The 18,279-nt window shown below is 73.5% G+C and carries 13 protein-coding genes; 6 read left to right on the top strand and 7 right to left on the bottom strand.

Annotation, left to right across the window (positions count from 1 at the left end; all coding sequences use genetic code 11):
• The first annotated feature begins 98 nt into the window (after positions 1–98).
• Both ACZ5ON_RS07415 and ACZ5ON_RS07410 read left to right on the top strand, forming a co-directional pair.
• Positions 99–1,424, top strand: coding sequence for an SWIM zinc finger family protein (locus ACZ5ON_RS07415; RefSeq protein WP_465586698.1), 1,326 nt, complete (start codon positions 99–101; stop codon positions 1,422–1,424).
• 328 nt (positions 1,425–1,752) lie between these two features.
• Complete coding sequence (locus ACZ5ON_RS07410) at positions 1,753–3,375, top strand: DUF5691 domain-containing protein (protein ID WP_465587153.1); 1,623 nt, start codon at positions 1,753–1,755, stop codon at positions 3,373–3,375.
• A 174-nt stretch (positions 3,376–3,549) separates the two neighbouring features.
• Here ACZ5ON_RS07410 and ACZ5ON_RS07405 read toward each other — a convergent pair whose 3' ends face one another.
• Entirely contained in the window at positions 3,550–3,957 is a 408-nt protein-coding gene (locus tag ACZ5ON_RS07405; protein WP_145790664.1) for a cobalamin B12-binding domain-containing protein, read from the bottom strand.
• Positions 3,958–4,534: 577 nt separating this feature from the next.
• Between ACZ5ON_RS07405 and ACZ5ON_RS07400 the strand changes: the two genes are divergently transcribed.
• Complete coding sequence (locus ACZ5ON_RS07400; RefSeq protein WP_465586693.1) at positions 4,535–5,335, top strand: esterase/lipase family protein; 801 nt, start codon at positions 4,535–4,537, stop codon at positions 5,333–5,335.
• A 114-nt stretch (positions 5,336–5,449) separates the two neighbouring features.
• On the opposite strand, the gene pcrA is transcribed toward ACZ5ON_RS07400, so the two are convergent.
• The 3 genes from pcrA to ACZ5ON_RS07385 all read right to left on the bottom strand — a co-directional run bounded on the left by pcrA (position 5,450) and on the right by ACZ5ON_RS07385 (position 11,275).
• Positions 5,450–8,134: a DNA helicase PcrA gene (gene pcrA, locus ACZ5ON_RS07395; RefSeq protein ID WP_465586690.1), complete on the bottom strand. Its 2,685-nt coding sequence runs from the start codon at positions 8,132–8,134 to the stop codon at positions 5,450–5,452.
• Positions 8,135–8,457: 323 nt separating this feature from the next.
• Complete coding sequence (locus ACZ5ON_RS07390) at positions 8,458–9,963, bottom strand: glycosyltransferase family 39 protein (protein WP_465586685.1); 1,506 nt, start codon at positions 9,961–9,963, stop codon at positions 8,458–8,460.
• A gap of 49 nt (positions 9,964–10,012) precedes the next feature.
• A complete protein-coding gene (locus tag ACZ5ON_RS07385) occupies positions 10,013–11,275 on the bottom strand; it encodes a glycosyltransferase family 39 protein (protein ID WP_465586681.1) in 1,263 nt (420 codons plus the stop codon).
• A 210-nt stretch (positions 11,276–11,485) separates the two neighbouring features.
• On the opposite strand from ACZ5ON_RS07385, the gene ACZ5ON_RS07380 reads away from it, so the two are divergent.
• Positions 11,486–12,784 (top strand): acyltransferase family protein, encoded by a 1,299-nt coding sequence (locus ACZ5ON_RS07380; protein ID WP_465586678.1) that lies wholly within the window; start codon positions 11,486–11,488, stop codon positions 12,782–12,784.
• An 84-nt stretch (positions 12,785–12,868) separates the two neighbouring features.
• Here the strand turns inward: ACZ5ON_RS07380 and ACZ5ON_RS07375 are convergent, their stop codons facing one another.
• Complete coding sequence (locus tag ACZ5ON_RS07375; RefSeq protein WP_465586675.1) at positions 12,869–13,546, bottom strand: LuxR C-terminal-related transcriptional regulator; 678 nt, start codon at positions 13,544–13,546, stop codon at positions 12,869–12,871.
• Entirely contained in the window at positions 13,539–14,858 is a 1,320-nt protein-coding gene (locus tag ACZ5ON_RS07370; protein ID WP_465587150.1) for an ATP-binding protein, read from the bottom strand. Before ACZ5ON_RS07370 ends, ACZ5ON_RS07375 begins: the two co-directional genes overlap by 8 nt.
• Before the next feature lie 264 nt (positions 14,859–15,122).
• Between ACZ5ON_RS07370 and ACZ5ON_RS07365 the strand changes: the two genes are divergently transcribed.
• Together ACZ5ON_RS07365 and ACZ5ON_RS07360 are read left to right on the top strand one after the other, a co-directional pair.
• Positions 15,123–16,781, top strand: a complete 1,659-nt coding sequence (locus ACZ5ON_RS07365; RefSeq protein WP_465586669.1) for a PspC domain-containing protein — start codon at positions 15,123–15,125, stop codon at positions 16,779–16,781.
• Entirely contained in the window at positions 16,778–16,972 is a 195-nt protein-coding gene (locus tag ACZ5ON_RS07360; RefSeq protein ID WP_465586666.1) for a hypothetical protein, read from the top strand. The genes ACZ5ON_RS07365 and ACZ5ON_RS07360 overlap by 4 nt, the downstream gene beginning before the upstream one ends.
• Before the next feature lie 90 nt (positions 16,973–17,062).
• Here ACZ5ON_RS07360 and ACZ5ON_RS07355 read toward each other — a convergent pair whose 3' ends face one another.
• On the bottom strand, positions 17,063–18,094 hold the full coding sequence (locus ACZ5ON_RS07355) for a Rieske 2Fe-2S domain-containing protein (protein ID WP_465586664.1): 1,032 nt from the start codon (positions 18,092–18,094) through the stop codon (positions 17,063–17,065).
• Between the last annotated feature and the right edge of the window lie 185 nt (positions 18,095–18,279).

Raw genomic sequence — 18,279 nt, 5'->3', positions numbered from 1 at the left:
CAACCATGCACCCGCCCACTGACAAGCGGCGCCCGACCGGTGACCGGACGTCAGTTCCCCCAGTCCGGCTGTCAGTGGCCCGACCTAGCGTCGTCGGCATGGAGGAACGCTGGAGCACCGAACACGTCCTGTCCCTCGCACCCGACCAGGCATCGTGCAAGGCGGCCGGGAAGCTGTCCGCGCCCGCACCCTGGTCGCAGGTCGGCTGGGGCCAGGGCGCTCTGTGGGGGCAGTGCAAGGGCAGCGGCAGCACGCCGTACCGGACGGTGGTCGAACTGGCCACCCCCGCGTACAAGTGCACCTGCCCCAGCCGGAAGTTCCCGTGCAAGCACGCCCTGGGCCTGCTACTGCTCTGGAGCGGCAGCCCGGAGGCGGTCGCCGAGGGCGCCGAGCCGCCGGGTTGGGCCACCGAATGGCTGGAAGGACGTCAGCAGCGCAGTGAGCAGGCCGCGCAGCGGCTGGCGGCCAGGGCGGAGGCCGAGGCGTCCGACCCGGCGGCGGCCAGGCGCCGGGCCGACCGGCGGGCCGCCAGGGTCGCGGCGGGCGCCCAGGAGCTGCGGCTGCGGCTGGCCGACCGGATCCGGCACGGGCTCGCCGACCACTCCACGGCCGCCGGCGGCTGGGGCGAGGTCGCGGCCCGGATGATCGACGCCCAGGCCCCCGGGCTGGCCGCCCGGGTCAGGGAGTTGGACGGCACCCCGCAGGACGGCCTGCTCGCCGAGTACGCGCTGCTGCACCTGCTGGCCGGGGCGTACGGCCGGGCCGACCGGCTGCCCGACCCGCTGGCCGCCACGGTGCGGGCCCGGGTCGGCCACACCACCGACACCGCCGAGCTGCTCGCCGGGCCGACGGTGCGGGACCGCTGGCTGGTGCTCGGCGCCCGTGACACCTCGGACGAGCGGCTGACCACCCGCCGGATCTGGCTGCGCGGCGCCAAGACCGGCCGCCCGGCCCTGCTGCTCTCCTTCGGCCGCCCCGGCCAGGCTCCCGACCTTGCCCTCCCCACCGGCCGCCTGCTGGAGGCCGAGCTGGCCTTCCACCCGGGCGCCCGCCCCCTGCGGGCCGTCCTCGGCACCCGGTACGGTGCCCCCGGGGCAGGGCCGGCCGAGGCGCCCGGCGGCCTCTCGGTGGCCGAGGCGGTCACCGAGTACGGCGCGGCGGTCGCGGACGATCCGTGGCTGGAGTCCTGGCCGACCACGCTGAGCGGGGTCGTGCCCGTCCTGGCCGCCGAGGGCTGGCAGCTGACGGACGGTCTGCACAACATCCCGGTCCGCCGCGGCAGCGCCCCGGAGTCCGCGCTCTGGAGGCTGGCCGCCGTCTCGGCCGGCCACCCGGTGACCCTCTTCGGGGAGTACGGCCACACGGGCTTCGCCCCGGTCACCGCCTGGGGCCACGACCACCGCCCGACGGGGGTGGCCCAATGACCCTCCGTCCCGGCCCGCCGCACGACCGGCCGGCCGTGGCGGAGCACGCCGGAGCCGGCCGGCGCCCACCGTCCTCCCACCGCGTCGGCAGCAGGCGGCGGGCGGCCGAACCGCACACCCCGACTCGCCCGCCCCGCACGGCCGGTGGCCCGAGCCCCTCCGTTCGCCGGGGCCTGCCGGGGCCGGCCCCCGCACGCACCGCGGCGCACCCGGGCCCACCGGCCGCCGTACGCACCACCGCAGGCCGCCCCGCCCGCCCGAGCAGAGGAGCCAACCAGTGACCGCTCTCACCACCGGCGACAGCTGGGAAGAACTCCAGACCACCGCCATGCTGGGCACCGACCGCCGCCCGCTGCCCACCCTGACCGGCTCGCCGGCGCTGAGCGCGGCGGCCCGGGCCGTGGAGCGTGCCGACGCCGCCACCGCGCTGCTGGAGCTGGCCGCGCTGGAGACGGTCCGCCGCCGGGCCGGGGCGGTGGCCGCCGAGGCCGACGGGCTGCCCGAGCCAGCCGCCCCCGACCCGCGCCGCGAGCTGCCCGAGGCGGCGGCCAGGCGGCTCGCTGTCCTGGTCGGCGGGCGGAGCAGCGCGGGCATGGTGGCCAACCTCGGCGAGCTGCTGCCGCAGTGGCTCGCCACCGCCCGGGAGCAAGACTTCCGAGCGCCCGCCGCTCTGGTCCCCGCGCTGCTGGACGCGGCCCGGGCCCGCAGCGAGCTGCGGCCCGACGCGGTCGCGCTGGCCGGCCCGCTGGGCCGCTGGCTGGCCGAGCGGAACCCGGACTGGCGGTTCGTCACCCGCACCGCGGTCGAGCCGGGCCGCTCCGCCAGTGCCACAGGCGGTGCTTTGGGGGGCGGGGGCGGCACCGCCCCGGCCGATCCGGATGACCGGATCTGGGAGGAGGGCCTGTTCGCCGAGCGGGTCACCCACCTCACCAGGCTCCGCCGCAGCGCTCCGGCCGCCGCCCTCGACCTGCTGCGCGGCACCTGGTCCACCGAGCGCGCCGAGGATCGCCTGCTCTTCCTGGACGCCCTGCAGGAGGGCCTCTCCCCGCTCGACGAGCCGTTCCTGGAGGCCGCGCTCTCGGATCGCAGCAAGAACGTCCGGAGCACGGCCGCCGAACTGCTCTCCACCCTGCCGAGGTCGGCCCTCGCCGCCCGGATGGCGGAGCGCGCCCGCGCCGCCGTGCGCCCGGTCCGCCCGGCGGGCGAGGCGGGTGGCATCCGACTGGTGGTCAGCCCTCCCGTCGAGTGCGACGCGGCGATGCAGCGGGACGGCATACCGCCCAAGTCGCCGACCGGGCGCGGCCAGCGGGCCTGGTGGTTCGGCGAGATCATCGCTGCGGCACCGCTCGACCTGTGGACCAGCGACACCGGTCTCACCCCCGAGCAGCTGCTCCGCCTTCCCGTCGTCGACGCCGATGTCGACCTCACCGGCCAGGGCGGCGACGACTCGGTGCAGGTGGGGAGTTGGGCCGACGACCTGCGGGAGGGCTGGGCGCGGGCCGCCGTCCGCCAACAGCACGTCGAGTGGGCCCGGGCCCTGCTCGGCCCGAGTCCCCGCCCGGGCCAGGCCGGCGGTGCGGTGGGCGCACCTGCCAAGCTGCTCGCCGTTCTGCCACCGGCCGAACGGGCCGCCTGGACGGCCGCGTTCATCGAGAGCCACGGACTCGGCGAGGCGTTCCAGCTGCTGGGCGCCTGCGCCACCCCGTGGACACCGCCGCTGAGTACCGCCGTGGTGGCGGCACTTGAGCGCTCGGCTCGCACCGGGTCCTACCCCTGGAGCCACAGCGGGGTACTCGGTATGACGGAGCGCGCTCTGGCTCCCGAAACCGCCCCGGCCGTCGAGGCGCTGGCGTCCGGCGCCGCACCGGACACAGCCTGGGCCGACACCTTCAACCGGCTGGCCGCGACACTGCGTTTCCGGGAGGCGATGCTGACCGAACTGAACGCCTGATCGCCGCCCCGCCCGGTGGGCCGGCGGCCCCGACTCACCCGTACGACCGCCTCGGGAGCGCGCGTCGGCACCCCGAGGCGTCGGGGCCCTGTTGCGAACGCGGCCGACTGCCGGGGCCCGCCTCAGCCGGCGGCGCGGAGATCGACCTCAGCCCGCAATGCGGAGGGGGCGGTCTCAGCCGGCGGCGCGGAGGTTGGCCTCGACCCAGGCGACCACGTCCCGGGTCGGGGTGCCCGGGGTGAAGATGTCCGCGACACCGATCCGCTTGAGCTCGGCGATGTCCTCGTCCGGGATGATCCCGCCACAGAAGACCTTGATGTCGGCGGCGTCCCGCTCCTTGAGCAGTTCGATGACCCGGGCGCACAGGGTCATGTGCGCGCCCGAGAGGATCGACAGTCCAATACCGTCCGCGTCCTCCTGGATCGCGGTGTCCACGACCTGCTCCGGTGTCTGGTGCAGGCCGGTGTAGATGACCTCCATGCCGGCGTCGCGCAGCGCTCGAGCGATGACCTTGGCCCCGCGGTCATGGCCGTCCAGCCCCGGCTTGGCGACCACCACTCGGATCGGCCCTGACACACCCATCACTGCCTCCTGGACCACGTTGTCCACCACAGCGGCCGACCGGGTCGGGCACGCGCGCGGTTAACCACCGATAACAGAACTGAGGGGAGGTTAGCGCCACCGGGACCGGTTGGCCGTTTCGGCCGTCAAGAGGAGGGGAAAATCACAGCACCACCCACCAGTCACCCCCGTACGTACCCACTTCCGCGCGGTGCGTACCCACTGCCGTGCCCCGCCGGTCCCGGGTCGGCGCCACCTGCGCCGCCACGTGCACTGCGCGCGCCCGTATGTGCACTGCCCACGCCCGTCCCGGCACCGCAGACTCCTGGGCAAGCGCTGTCGCACCCGCCCGTGCGGGCACCACTCGCACGAGCAACGCCCGGACGAACCCTGCCCCGAGCGACGCCCGGGTGAGCGGTGCCCGGGTGGTCAACGCCCGTACCGGTGCTGCCCGTACCGATGCTGCCCGTACGAACGCTGCCCGCGCGAGCACCGAGTGTGCGGGCAGCGCCCCTGCGGGCGAGCAGCACGTGAGCACCGCCTACCCCGGCGCCGACCGGCCCGGGGAAACCCGCGCCGCCCTGCTGGGGAGGGCCGAATGAGCATTCCGTTCCAACGGACCGCCGTCACCGTCCGTGGCGCGGGCGCGGAGGCCGCCGCCCTCGCCGGCCACCTGCTGCGCTATCCGACCGGCGTCCCGCCCGAGCGGCAGCAGCGCCCGTGCCCGGCCCGGTACGCGGCGGCTCCCGCGCACCACGGTCCGGTCCTGCTGCTGCACGGCTTCATCGACAACCGCGCGGTCTTCGCCCCGCTCCGCCGCACGCTGGGCGGTCACGGCTGGACGCATCTGCACGCCCTCAACCACAGCCCGCTGACCAGGGACGTACGGGCTGCTGCCGTCCTCCTGGCCCGGCACGTGGAGTGGGCCAGGCAGGCGCACGGCGGCGCTCCGGTCGCGCTGATCGGGCACAGCCTGGGCGGGGTGATCGCCCGCTACTACGTCCAACGCCTGGGCGGGGACGAGCTGGTGGACACCCTGGTCACCCTGGCCACCCCGCACGGGGGAACCACCGCCGCGCTCCTCCCGACCCCGTTCCCGATCACCCGCCAACTGCGCCCGAACAGCACCCTGATGGCCGAGTTGCGGCTGCCCGCGCCCGGGTGCCGCACCCACTTCACCGCCGTCCGGGGCGAGTTCGACGAGCTGATCCTGCCCGGCCCGCACGCCTGGCTGCACCACCCGGACCTGACCGCCGACAACCAACTCGTCGCAGGCGCCGGGCACATCGGCCTACCTTCGCACCCCCGCACGGTCGAGGCGGTACGGCGTGCGCTGGAGGCGGCAGAGCGGAGGCGGGCGGACGCGGCGGAGCCGAGGGCCGAGCGGCGCGCCTCGTGAACCGCGCGCTCCGCCCGACCACTCACGCCGCCCGGCCGCACACCCCACCACACCAAGCCGACGGCCGACGGCCGACCACCGGCCAGCGGATCACCGCTGCTCCCCGGGCGGCAGTCAGAGCTTCTCCACCGGCGCGTACCGGAGCAGCAGTTGCTTCCGACCGGAGGCACCGAAGTCGATCGTCGCCTGCGCCTTGTCGCCCACGCCCTGGGTGGCCACCACGGTGCCCAGGCCGAAGCTGTCGTGGGTGACCCGGTCGCCGACCGCCAGCGCGACCACGTCGCGCTCGACCACCCGCCGGGCCGACTGCCCCCAGCCCGCCTTCGGCCCGGCCGCCGTACGCGGGGCCGAGGACGACGACGAAGAGGAGGAGGAACCGTACGACGAGGAACCGTACGACGAGGAACCGTACGAGGACCGCGAGGAGGAGGACGAGCGCGCGGAGGAGGACGAGAAGCCGCGCGAGGCCGGCGCCGACGCCGCACCCGTACGCTTCCACTCCACCAGCGTCTCCGGGATCTCCTCCAGGAAGCGGGAGGCCGGGTTGTACGAGGGCTGACCCCAGGCGCTGCGCAGCACCGACCGCGTGAGGTAGAGGCGCTGGCGGGCGCGGGTCAGTCCGACGTACGCCAGGCGGCGCTCCTCCTCCAGCTCCTTGACCTGGTTGAGCGCACGCATGTGCGGGAAGATCCCGTCCTCCATGCCGGTCAGGAAGACCACCGGGAACTCCAGGCCCTTGGCGGTGTGCAGGGTCATCATCGTGATGACGCCCGTGCCGTCCTCGTCCTCGTCCGGGATCTGATCGGAGTCGGCGACCAATGCCACCCGCTCCAGGAAGTCGGCGAGCGAGCCGACCGGCGGCGTGCCCTCCTCCTCGGCGTCGGGCCGCTCGCCCGGGTCCTGCTCGTACTCCAGTGCGACCGAGGCGAGCTCCTGGAGGTTCTCCACCCGGGTTTCGTCCTGCGGGTCGGTGGAGGACTGGAGTTCGGCCAGGTAGCCCGTCTCCTCCAGGACCGCCTCCAGCACGGCGGCCGGGCCGGCGCCCGACCCGACGACCTGGCGCAGCCCGGCCATCAGCGCGTTGAACTTCTTCACCGCATTGGCCGAGCGCGCGGCCATCCCGTACGCCTCGTCCACCCGCAGCAGCGCCTGGGCGAAGCTGATCCGCTCACGTGCGGCAAGCGCGTCGATCATGGCCTCGGCGCGCTCGCCGATGCCGCGCTTGGGCACGTTGAGGATCCGGCGCAGCGGCACGGTGTCCTCGGGGTTGGCCAGCACCCGCAGGTAGGCCAGGACGTCCCGGACCTCCTTGCGCTCGTAGAAGCGCACGCCGCCGACCACCTTGTACGGCAGGCCGACCCGGATGAACACCTCTTCGAAGACACGGGACTGCGCGTTGGTCCGGTAGAAGATCGCCACGTCGCCCGGCCTGGCGTCCCCGGCGTCGGTGAGCCGGTCGATCTCGTCGGCGATGAACTGGGCCTCGCCGTGCTCGTCGTCGGCGACGTAGCCGACCACCTTCTCGCCGTTCTCGCCGGCCGTCCACAGGTTCTTCTTGCGGCGGTTGGTGTTGCGCTCGATGACGGCGTTGGCGGCGGTGAGGATGGTCTGGGTGGAGCGGTAGTTCTGCTCCAGCAGGATGGTGGTGGCGTTGGGGTAGTCCTCCTCGAACTGGAGGATGTTGCGGATCGTCGCGCCGCGGAAGGCGTAGATCGACTGGTCCGCGTCACCGACCACGCAGAGCTCGGCGGGCGGCACCTCAGCCAGGCGTCCGGCGGCCTCGTTGACCCAGTCGCCGTCCACGGTGCGCTTGGGGGCGGCCGCCACCGAGCCGCCGCTGAGCTCGCGCACCAGCATGTACTGGGCGTGGTTGGTGTCCTGGTACTCGTCGACCAGGATGTGCCGGAACCGGCGCCGGTAGTGCTCGGCCACGTCGGGGAACGCCTGGAGCAGGTTCACCGTGGTCATGATGATGTCGTCGAAGTCCAGCGCGTTGGCCTCGCGCAGGCGCCGCTGGTAGAGGGTGTAGGCCTCGGCCAGCTTCCGCTCCATCGGGTTGGCGGCCTGCCCGGCGTAGGCCTCCTCGTCGATCAGCTCGTTCTTGAGGTTGCTGATCTTCGCGGTGAAGGACTTCGGCGGGAACTGCTTCGGGTCCAGGTCCAGGTCGCGGCAGACCAGCGACATCAGCCGCTGCGAGTCCGCCGAGTCGTAGATGGAGAAGCTGGAGGTGAAGCCGAGCAGCTTGGACTCACGGCGCAGGATCCGTACACAGGCGCTGTGGAAGGTGGAGACCCACATCGCCCGGGCGCGCGGGCCGACCAGGGCCTCGACGCGCTCGCGCATCTCGCCGGCCGCCTTGTTGGTGAAGGTGATCGCCAGGATCTCGCCCGGCTGCACCCCGCGCGCGGCCAGCAGGTGCGCGATCCGGTGGGTCAGCACCCGGGTCTTGCCCGACCCCGCACCGGCCACGATCAGCAGCGGGGACCCGGCGTGCAGCACGGCCTCGCGCTGCGGGTCGTTCATGCCCTCCAGCAGCTGCGCCGGGTCGACCACGGTGCGGGCGGCGCCGTTCCGGTGCCAGGCGTCGCGCTCGGTGGCGGCGGCGTAGTCCGTCTGGAACAGCCCGTCCGGAAGGTCCTCCTCGTAGGGGGCCTCCTCGTACGGAGCCCCGTCGTACGGCTCGTAGGGCGCGTAAGGCTCGTCCGTGCCGTACGGCGGCTCGTCGGCGGCGGTCGGCTTCGACCCGGCGGCAGGAGCCTCGAAACCGGGGAGCGGGAGGTCGTCAAAGAGGCTAGTCATGGCCCTTCGAGTCTATGGCCCGGCGCCGACAACCCCGGGGGCGATCCCACGGCTCCACCGCCCGGTCGGTTCGCGACGGTTGCCACCCCCGTTCCGTTCGGCGTTCACCCGCGGAACGGACACTTCCGCAGAACTCCGCTCACCGCCGTGACCCTCGGCCCGGCGGGCCCGGCGGCCGCCCCCGAGCGGGACGCGGTGGGCGGCGACGGCCCGGGGCCCGGCGGCGTGCCGCTGCCTGCCCCCGGGCGGGCCGCCGCCGCGACCCCCTTCGCCCGGACCCAGCTCGGCAAGCCCTGCGCCCGGGAAGCCACCGGCCCGGGGGTTCACCGCTCGAAGAGCGTGACGACCAGTCCTCGCACCTGCGTCGAGGTCCGCTTCGGGAACAGCCGGTCCAGCGCCGTGGCCTGCGGCTTGTCGTACTGGTCCAGCGGCTTGTCCACCGAAGAGCCGGGGGTCAGCACCCACACCCGGCGCGTGTCGCCGATGCAGGCGACGGGATCCGCGCACAGCTGCGGGTAGATGTCGCCGATGGCCTGCGCGCTGCGCTCCACCAGCACGTCCTTCAACTGCACCGAGTGCGGCAGGTAGTAGCTCATCGCGCTGTCCAGGTTGAGGTACGCGGCCTGGCTGCCGCGCAGCGCCACGATGCCGTCCCCGGGCCGGTAGCCCTTGGCGATCACGGCGGCGGCCGCCTCGGTGTCCAGGCCGTCGTGCGCGAACTCCCGGCGGATGGCGCGCTGGTCGTACGCCCCGAGGAGCAGCACCAGCACCAGTCCCAGCGGCAGCAGCCAGCGCGGCCGCAGCGCGGTCAGCCCGGCCCCGGCCAGGACGCACCAAGCGGGCACCGTGAAGAGCAGGTAGCGGTCCAGGAAGTACGCGGTCGGTCCCTGCGACATCAGCCAGACCAGCACGATCGGCAGCACCGCCATCAGCCCGATCTCGACGGCGAACCGCCGCCCGGCGGGCCAGGCCAGCGGCAGCACCGCGAGCGCCAGCACCACCAGGCTCACCGCGGCCGAGCCGAACAGCATGTGCCAGAAGGTGTCGAAGACGTACTGGAGGGTCGGCGCGGTCAGCCAGTTCAGCTGGCGTCCCACCTGCCGGTGGCCGAGCAGCGCGAGCGGGACCACCGGCAGCAGCGCGACCCCCGCCGAGAGCCCGAAGCCGACCAGCAAGGGGTGGCGCCGCTGCTGCCACCAGCGGCCGAGCACCACGATCCCGTGCGCGGCCAGGAAGACCAGCGAGATCATGTGGAAGAACCCGGCGGCCGTCACCGCACAGCCGTACGCCGCCCAGCGCAGTGGCCGGGGCCGCTCCAGCGCGCGCAGCAGCAGCCAGGTCGCCGCCGACACCGCGAGCACCACGAAGGCGTAGCCGCGCATCTCCTGGGCGTACCGGGAGACGGACGGCACCAACGCGAACAGGCACCCGGCCGCCAGCCCGGCCCGTCGCCCGAACAGCCGCTCGCCGGTCAGCGTGACGAACGCCGCCGCGCCGGACATCGCCAGCACCGTGGGCAGCCGCAGCACGGCCAGCGAGTCGCCGAACAGGGCCATCCAGTAGTGCATCATCAGGTAGTAGAGGCCGGTGACCGCGTCGACGTGTCTGAGCAGGTCGAACAGCTCGTCGACGGTCCGATGGGCGGCGTTCCAGCTGACCAGTTCGTCGCGCCACAGCACCGGGCGCCAGCTGCCGTAGCCGCCGATCGCCAGCATCAGCAGGGCCGGCCAGAGCCACCGGAGGCGGCCGACGGACGCAGTGCGGGCGTCCGACGTCCGGTCGGACGCCCGCCTGGCTATCGGTACGGCGGCCGTAGCGCTCGCGGTCATCACAGACTCCCCTTCAACGTGACCTCAAGAACCGGCAATCGCCCATGCATCAGGGCGAGTTGGTGTACACGAAAACGACATAACCGCCGTACGAGGCGGAGCAGAGCGCGGCGAAGGCGAGCACGGCCGCAGCCGCCCCCTTCGTCCGCAGCCTGGCCAGCCCCGCGGCCAGCGGCAGCAGCAGGGCGAAGGCCGGGATCAGAAAGCGGGCGCGGGAGTTGAAGTACGCCGCGTCACCGAGCGCCAGCAGCAGCATCATCCCGCTGAACGCCAGCAGGGTCAGCGGCTGGCGCTGCAACACGCAGACCGCGAAGAGCAGCACCGACGCCGCCAGCGTCCCGGCCACCATCGCGTCCGTCAGCCAGACCGGCTCGGCGTTCATCAGCATGGCCCGCAGCACCTTGTAGGTGGAGCGGCCGAAGTCGAACTGGGACTCCCAGGCCTCCTGGACCTTGAAGTACCCGTCCCAGCTGCCCTTCTGCAGACCGACCCAGCCGATGTAGCCCGCGAAGCCGAGCGGTGCGATCGCGGCCCCGAGCACCGGCCGCCACCATTCGGGGGCCTTGGTCTTCCGGTCACGGCGGCGCCACCAGCGCACCACCAGGGCGCCGAGCGCCCCTAGGCCGACCGCCACCGCCACCGCCACACCGGTCGGCCTGGACAGCCCGGCCAGGGTGCTCAGCGTCCCGGCCCAGATCCAGCGGTGCGTCACCGCCGCGTACATGGCCCAGGCGGCGAAGGCGGTGAACACCAGCTCGGAGTACGCCATGCTCTCCACCACGGCGTACGGGGTCACCCCCCACAGGGCCGCGGCGATCACGCCCGTCCGCCGCCCGTACAACCGGGCCGCCACCGCGAAGATCCCCCAGGCCGCGGCCAGTGCCCCGACCCAGGCCACCAGCAGCGCCGCGTAGTTGACCGGCAGCGGCAGCAGCGACCAGACCAGCTTGATCAGCGCCGGGTAGACCGGGAAGAACGCGTACGCCTGGTACGGGCCGTTCGGCCCCGGCACCGGCTTGGAGCCCGCGTAGCCGTGCACCGCGATGTCCTGGTACCAGTACGCGTCCCACATCGTGCTCAGCCGGTGCAGGCTGTGGGTGCCGTGCTTGAGGTCCCACAGCGCCAGCAGCACCAGCCCCACCGCACGCACCGCCGCATAGCCGAGCAGGGCGGGTGCCGCGCAACGCGCCGAAGCGAGCAGCCGGTTCAGCGGTCCACGGCGGCCGGGGCTCGGCGCGGCCGGGCGCCGCACACGTGGCGCGGGCACCGCCGCCGGGGCGCGCGTCCCACCGTCGACCGAGGTGTCTGACATCATGCTCCGTCGTTCGGGCCGATACGGGCGGGCGGCGGTCGTGCCGGTGCGCGGCACACTCCGAATCGGCCCGTACGCACGGCCGCGCGCACCCATTATGACCCTGGGAGAAATCAGCCCTTCACCCCCCGGCGGTGCAGGATTGTGCCCGGCGGTGCGGGTACGGGCAATGGTGCACCTACGCGGTATGCATGAGCTAGCCTGCGAGTCGTGACTGTAATCGAACAGCAGCATGCCAGCGCGGCTGACGGCACCGGCAGACATCCTCCGGCCCAACCCGCCCTGCGCATGGGCTGGTTGGATGCACTCAGAGGAGTGGCGGCGCTGCTGGTCGCCATCCACCATTTCGGGTTGATCCACCTGATCCCGTACGGGGGAACAATTAACCGGGAGTTCGATCTCGGTATATACGCCGTCATGTTGTTCTTCCTGGTCAGCGGATACATTGTTCCCGCTTCTCTGGAACGGCGGGGCGATGTCCGGGGCTTCTGGATCGGCCGGATCTTCCGGATCTACCCGCTGCTCGTCGTGGTCGTCACGGCCGCACTGCTGGTCCTGCCGCGTGCCCACTCCGCCGTGCCCGACGCCGCCCGCCAGGCCCCGGTCCGCTTCGCCGTCGCCAACGGCCTGCTGCTGCACGAGATGCTGAACGTGCCGAGCGCGCTGGGCGCGATGTGGACGCTCTGCTACGAGATGGTCTTCTACTTCTTCGTCGGCGCGCTCTTCGTCCAGAACCGGCACCGGCTCAGTGCCCCGATCGCCGCGGGCTTCGCCGCGCTCGCCCTGCTGCTGGGCGGCACGGTGTCACCCGCGATGATCACGACCGACGACGGCTCGACCCGGAACGCGGTCGCCGCCACCGCCGTGGTCATGGTGGCGGGCCTGGTCTGCGTCCTCACCGGGCGGGACGCCCTGGTCCGGATCGGCTCGCTGGTACTGGGCGCGCTCGGCGCGGTACTGCTGTTCCTCAACGCCAGGTCGACGTTCTTCGAGTCGATGACGATCCTGGCGACGATGTTCGCCGGCACGGTGATCCATCGCATCGAACGCGGCCAGCTGTCCCGCCGGTGGGGTCTGGCGTGCTGCGGCACCGTCCTGGTCTGCGGCGTCCTGGTCGGCTACCTGTACGACCACGGCGACGCCATCTACCGGACCTGGACCACCAGTTGGGTGGGCTTCTCGCTCCCCTACGCCGCCGCCTGGGCCACCTTCGGCCTCGGCATGCTGCTGCGGAACCGTAGCTTCCCCCGGGTGCTGACCTGGCTCGGCGCGATCAGCTACTCGGTGTACGTGGTCCACCTCCCGGTCCTGCAGGCGGTCCACTGGCTGCTGCCCGAAGACGCCTTCCCGCACCACGGCCCGGGCAGGTTCGGCCCCGCGCTGGTCTTCCTGGCGGCCGTCCTGGTGCTCAGCCACCTGACGTACCGCCTGGTCGAGCTCCCCGGCCAGCACCTGGGCCGCCGCCTGCTGAAGTCCCTGAACGCCCCCTCGGCCCGGTCCGGGGCCTGATCACCGGGGCCTGCACCGGGGCCGGGACCGGCCGGAGCCCGGACGCGCGGGTGCGCGTCCGGGCTCCGCCGCTGCTCGCGGTGGTCAGACCAGGCGGCGGGCGGTGGCCCAACGGGTCAGCTCGTGACGGTTGCTCAGCTGGAGCTTGCGCAGCACCGCCGAGACATGGCTCTCCACCGTCTTGACCGAGATGAACAGCTGCTTGGCGATCTCCTTGTACGCGTAGCCGCGCGCGATCAGCCGCAGCACCTCGCGCTCGCGCTGGGTGAGCCGGTCGAGGTCCTCGTCCACCGGCGGGGTGTCGGTGGCCGCGAAGGCGTCCAGCACGAAACCGGCCAGGCGCGGCGAGAACACCGCGTCGCCGTCGGCGATCCGGAAGACCGCGTTCACCAGGTCGGTGCCGGTGATGGTCTTGGTGACGTACCCGCGCGCGCCGCCGCGGATCACGCCGATCACGTCCTCGGCGGCATCCGAGACCGACAGCGCCAGGAAGCGCACTCCACCCGACTCCCCCATCAGCGGGGCCGAGCGCCGCAGCACCTCCACCCCGCCGCCGCCGGGCAGGTGGACGTCCAGCAGCACCACGTCCGGCCGCTGCTCGGCGACGACCTGGACCGCCGACTCCACGTCGTCGGCCTCGCCGACCACGTCGATGCCGGTCAGCTCGGTCCGGCCGATCTCCGCCCGGACCCCCGTGCGGAACATCCGGTGGTCGTCCACCAGGACGACCCTCGCCACCCGCTCCGGTGCAGCGTCAGTCATGAACCCTCTCCATCTCCAGCTCGACCTCGGTACCGCCGTCCGGCGCCGGCCGCACCCGAGCGGTGCCCCCGTTGCGCTTCATCCGGCCGATGATCGACTCCCGTACGCCCATCCGGTCCTCGGGCACGGTGTCCGGGTCGAAGCCGGGGCCGTGGTCGCGGACGAACACCGACACCGTCCTCCCCTCCACCTCTGCGTACACCTGGACCGGTCCCCCGCCACCGTACTTGGCCGCGTTGACCATCGCCTCCCTCGCGGCCTGCATCTGCGCCGCGATCCGCTCGTCCATCGGGCAGTCGCCGACGCAGACCAGCTCCACCGCGACACCGTGCCGGTCCTCGACCTCGGCGACCACCTCGCGGATCCGCTCGGCCAGGGTGTCGGGCGCGGCCTCGGCGGCGGCCTCCGGGCGGTAGAGCCACAGCCGCAGCTCGCGCTCCTGGGCCCGGGCGAGGCGCAGCACCTCCTTGGGGTCCTCCGCGCGGCGCTGGATGAGGGTGAGGGCGTGCAGCACGGAGTCATGGATGTGGGCGGCGATCTCGGCGCGCTCCTGGGCCCGGATGCGCGCGGTCCGCTCGGCGCCGAGGTCCTGCCACATCCGCAGCACGTACGGGCCGACCAGCACCAGCACACCGGCCAGCACGGCGACCGAGGCCTCGATCACCGCGGCCAGGGTGGAGCTGCTGTTCTGCAGAACCAGGAAGCCGACGATGCCGGCCACCACCAGCAGCACACCCGTGCCGACCCGGGTGTACGCGGCACGCCGCTTGGTGCCCTCCAGGCCGAACCAGCGCTGCCAGCGCGAGTCGTCGGCCTGCCGCCAGACCAGCGCGACGCCGACGCCGATGGTGAGCAGCGGCCAGACGTACGGCTTGGCGGTCTGGATGTGCAGGGCGCTGAGCAGCGCCATGATGCCGACCACCAGCAGCAGCAGGGCGAACACCTGCCCGAGGCCGCCCCGGATGCTCCCCGGGGAGAGCGTGGTCGCCTCGGGCGGTGCGCCGTCGTCTCCGGCGGGCTCACCGTGGAAGGTGCGCTGGAGCAGTTCGCGCAGCCGGCCGAGCCGGCCCTCCCCGCCCTTGCGCAGTTCGCCCGGGGCGCCGTCGGCGGGGACGAAGGTGCCGCCCTGGTAGACCCACTGGGTGCCGCCGCGCGCGGGCTCGCCGATGCCGATCGGCACCACGAACCAGAACGCCGCGTACAGCAGCCCGCCTATGCCCTCGGTGAAGAAGAGCAGGATGAACGCGGCCCTGACCCAGGTGACCGGCACTCCGAGGTGCACCGCGAGCCCGTGGGCGACGCCGCCGAGCATCCGCCCGTTCGGGCTGCGGTACAGCTTGCGGAAGGGCGGGCGCCGCGGGTCGTGCGCGGTCGAGTCGGGCCCCGTCGCCGACGGGCTGTCAGGAACGAGGGGCTTGGGGTCGGTGCCGGGTGCTGCCACGTCACCGATGGTCACACGTTTGCGCGTCCGAGCGCATCAGGGTATGCCCCTGAGCTGCTTCTCAGGGGGAGATCAGGGTCGGTCCCGGGCCGCCGGCGGTTGGGTCGGGCCGCTTCGGACGGGAGGATGGTGCCCATGACGGACGAGCAGACCACAGCGGCGGAGGACCCCGCCGCCCCCCGACCGGATCAGCGGCCGCCGCTGAGCCGCAGCGACAGCCACCGCGTGGTGGCCGGCGTGTGCGGAGGTCTCGGCCGGCACCTGGACATCGACCCGGTGGTCTTCCGAGTGGTCATCGCGGTGCTCTGCCTCTCCGGCGGGCTCGGGCTCTTCCTGTACGGGCTGGCCTGGCTGGTCGTCCCGAAGGAGCCGGTCGACGGCAAGGCGGGCCAGACCGAGCTGCAGCGGGTCCTGACCGGACGGGTGGACGGGCAGTCGGTCGGCGCGGTGCTGCTGACGGTGATCGGCACCGGGGTGTTCTTCTCCTCCATGGACGACTCCGGGCAGATGTTCCCGTTCCTGCTGCTGGCCGGCCTGGTCTTCCTGGCGGTCCGCCACGACCCGGCGCGCCGCCGGCGCGCCGGGGGCCAGGGCGCCGACCGCCCCGGCGGCCCGTACGACCGGCTGGTGGACCAGGACGGGCCGCACGACTGGTCCCGGTGGGGACAGCGGGTCGCCCAGGACGTCAAGGCCGGATGGGACCAGCACAAGGGCGACTGGGACGCCTACCGGGCGACCTGGGACACCTACCGGACCACCTGGGACGCGCACAAGGCGGAGTTCGACCAGCGCATGGCCGACTGGGACGGCCGGGCGCGGGTCGACCTCTCCAAGGAGAGCGGACCGGCCGGGGAGGCGAAGGACACGGCCGCGGAGGCGCAGGGCACGGCCGCGGACGAGACCGGCCGGCCGACGCAGGAGCGGCCGGCCCAGGCGCGCGCCGCGGACACGAAGCCCGCGGACACCCCGCCGCACGGCCCGTCCGGCTACCTGTGGGACCCGCGCCACCCGGAGCGCAACCCGTACCTGGCGCACACGCTCCCGCCGGGGGCGGCCCGGCCGCTCGGCGCGCCGGCGCAGGCCTGGTGGCAGCGCACCGATCTGCCGGAGGGCGATCCGCTGCGCAAGTCCGGCCCGGCGGCCGGTTCGGCGGGCAGTGCGGCCGCGGTGGCCAGGCCGCGGCGGCACCGCTCCTTCGCCGGCCCGCTGGGGCTGCTGCTCGCGATCGGCGCGGGTGCGCTGGCCTGGGCGATCCCGTACGCCGACGGCAGCCGGGCGCGGGTCTCCACCGTGCTGGCGGCGGCGCTGCTGGGCCTCGGGGTGTCGATGCTGGTCGCGGCGAAGTTCGGCCGGGCCCGCGGGCTGCTCGTCCCGGCGCTGGCGCTCACCGTCGCGCTGACCGGGCTCTCCGGCTCCAAGGCCACCCTCGAGTCGTCCTTCGGCGACCGCGTCTGGACGCCGGCCTCGGCGTCCGAGCTGCGGAGCGGCTACGCGCTCGGCGCCGGCAACGCCCAGCTCGACCTGAGCGGGGTCGACCCGGCGGGCGGGACGCTCAGCACCACCGTCCGGATGGGCGCGGGCGATCTGGAGGTGTCCGTCCCGTCCGACGTGGAGGTGCACCTGACGGTGCGCAACGGCATCGGCAACATCCAGACCCCGACCAGCGAGGCCGACTCCGGGATCGGCAACAACCGCGACTTCGTGATCCACCCGACCAACGGCCAGAAGTCCAGGGGGACGGTGGATCTGACCGTGAAGCTCGGAATCGGCGACATCCAGGTGGAGCAGGCATGAGGAAGCACCGACTCGACCCGTTCTCGCTGATCGCGGGCGCACTCTTCACCGTGATCGCGGTGCTCTACCTGGTGGCCTCGCTCGGCGACCGCTCGGTCGACGGACGGATCGTCATCCCGGTGACCTTCATCGTCCTCGGCGTGGCCGGCCTGGCCAGTGCGGTCACCGCGATGTCCCGCCGCAACCGCTGACGGGCCGGCCCGGAAGCGGCCGCGCGCCGAGCTGTTCCATCGGCTTCGCGACGGCCCGGCGGGCGGTGCGGACCGGGACGCCCGTACGGCTCAGCTCTGCAGGGGTCCGAGGTCGAGCCGGTCGCCGTTCCTGGTGACGGTGTACCTGGGCAGTGGCTTGGTCGCCGGCCCGTTGACCACCGCGCCGGTCGCCGCGTCGAAGCGCGAGCCGTGGCAGGGGCAGTACAGCTGCCCGCCCTTCGGGGCGTTCACCGTGCAGCCGGAGTGGGTGCAGATCGCGGAGAGGCCGCAGTACTGCCCGGCCTTGGGCTGCACGATGTAGACGGCGTCACCGCTGGCGGGGTCCGCGACCTGCGCAGAGCCCCCGACCCGCACGGCCGAGACGGCCACCGAGGCCTTCTGGCCGCCTCCCGCAGTGGCCCCCCCGGACGGGGCGGCGGACCGGGACGGCGCCGTCGAGGGCGCGGTGGCCGCCTTCTTCGGTCGCCCGAAGGTGGCCGTCAGCGACCCGGCGAGCAGCCCGGCCCCGCCGAGCGCGACGGCGGCGATCCCGCCGTCCATCAGCGAACGCCGGTTCACCTGCCCCTCGACCAGCCCGCGCTGCCGGTCCCGTTCGGCCCGCCGCTGCAGGTAGCCGTCGATCGAGAAGTACGGCGTGCCGGCCAGCAGCAGCGGGGTCCAGGCCGCCAGGTAGGCGAGGTCGCTGCCGAGGTAGTACGGAGTGACGTTCCAGCTGACGGTCAGGCAGAGGACGAGGCTGATCGCCGCGCCGCCGAGCGCGGCCAGCCGGCCCCAGAGCCCGAAGAGCGTGCCGAGCCCGACCGCCAGTTCACCGAAGGCGACGAGCAGCGAGAAGAAGGCCGGCGCGTGCAGGGCGGGGCCGAGCAGGAAGCCGATCGGGCTGGACGCCTTCACCACCTGGGTCTGGGAGTAGAAGGAGGCCGGGTCGCCGGAGCCCGCCAGGTAGTGCGGGTCGGAGAGCTTGTCGATGGACGCGTAGACGAAGGTGGCCCCGAGGAAGAGCCGCAACGGCAGCAGGGCGTACCCGGTGGCCTCTGCTCGCAGCCGGGCCACCAGCTCGGCTCTGCCCGGCCTCTCTGCTCCGTCGTTCGCCGCCGTCATGCCGACCCCTTTGTTCACCGCCCGTCAACTGCTGACAGGTCCGGTCCGATTCTGCCCTGTTTCGCACGGCTTTCCCGGATACCGTCTGCGCAGCAGACGGCCGCGGGGGGGGGGGGGGGGGGGGAGGGGGGGGGGGGGGGGGGGGGGGGGGGGGGGGGGGGGAGGGGGGGTAAGTCTCCTTTGTT

Source organism: Kitasatospora sp. NPDC032150 (assembly GCF_055579945.1).
This window is presented reverse-complemented; position numbering and strand designations above follow the sequence as displayed.

Bases quoted from the DNA above. Each gene is read 5' to 3' on its own strand.
- ACZ5ON_RS07415 (WP_465586698.1), top strand. From the start codon at position 99: ATGGAGGAACGCTGGAGCACCGAACACGTCCTGTCCCTCGCACCCGAC.
- ACZ5ON_RS07410 (WP_465587153.1), top strand. From the start codon at position 1,753: ATGCTGGGCACCGACCGCCGCCCGCTGCCCACCCTGACCGGCTCGCCG.
- ACZ5ON_RS07405 (WP_145790664.1), bottom strand. From the start codon at position 3,957: ATGGGTGTGTCAGGGCCGATCCGAGTGGTGGTCGCCAAGCCGGGGCTG.
- ACZ5ON_RS07400 (WP_465586693.1), top strand. From the start codon at position 4,535: ATGAGCATTCCGTTCCAACGGACCGCCGTCACCGTCCGTGGCGCGGGC.
- pcrA (WP_465586690.1), bottom strand. From the start codon at position 8,134: ATGACTAGCCTCTTTGACGACCTCCCGCTCCCCGGTTTCGAGGCTCCT.
- ACZ5ON_RS07390 (WP_465586685.1), bottom strand. From the start codon at position 9,963: ATGACCGCGAGCGCTACGGCCGCCGTACCGATAGCCAGGCGGGCGTCC.
- ACZ5ON_RS07385 (WP_465586681.1), bottom strand. From the start codon at position 11,275: ATGTCAGACACCTCGGTCGACGGTGGGACGCGCGCCCCGGCGGCGGTG.
- ACZ5ON_RS07375 (WP_465586675.1), bottom strand. From the start codon at position 13,546: ATGACTGACGCTGCACCGGAGCGGGTGGCGAGGGTCGTCCTGGTGGAC.
- ACZ5ON_RS07370 (WP_465587150.1), bottom strand. From the start codon at position 14,858: ATGCTCGGCGGCGTCGCCCACGGGCTCGCGGTGCACCTCGGAGTGCCG.
- ACZ5ON_RS07365 (WP_465586669.1), top strand. From the start codon at position 15,123: ATGACGGACGAGCAGACCACAGCGGCGGAGGACCCCGCCGCCCCCCGA.
- ACZ5ON_RS07360 (WP_465586666.1), top strand. From the start codon at position 16,778: ATGAGGAAGCACCGACTCGACCCGTTCTCGCTGATCGCGGGCGCACTC.
- ACZ5ON_RS07355 (WP_465586664.1), bottom strand. From the start codon at position 18,094: ATGACGGCGGCGAACGACGGAGCAGAGAGGCCGGGCAGAGCCGAGCTG.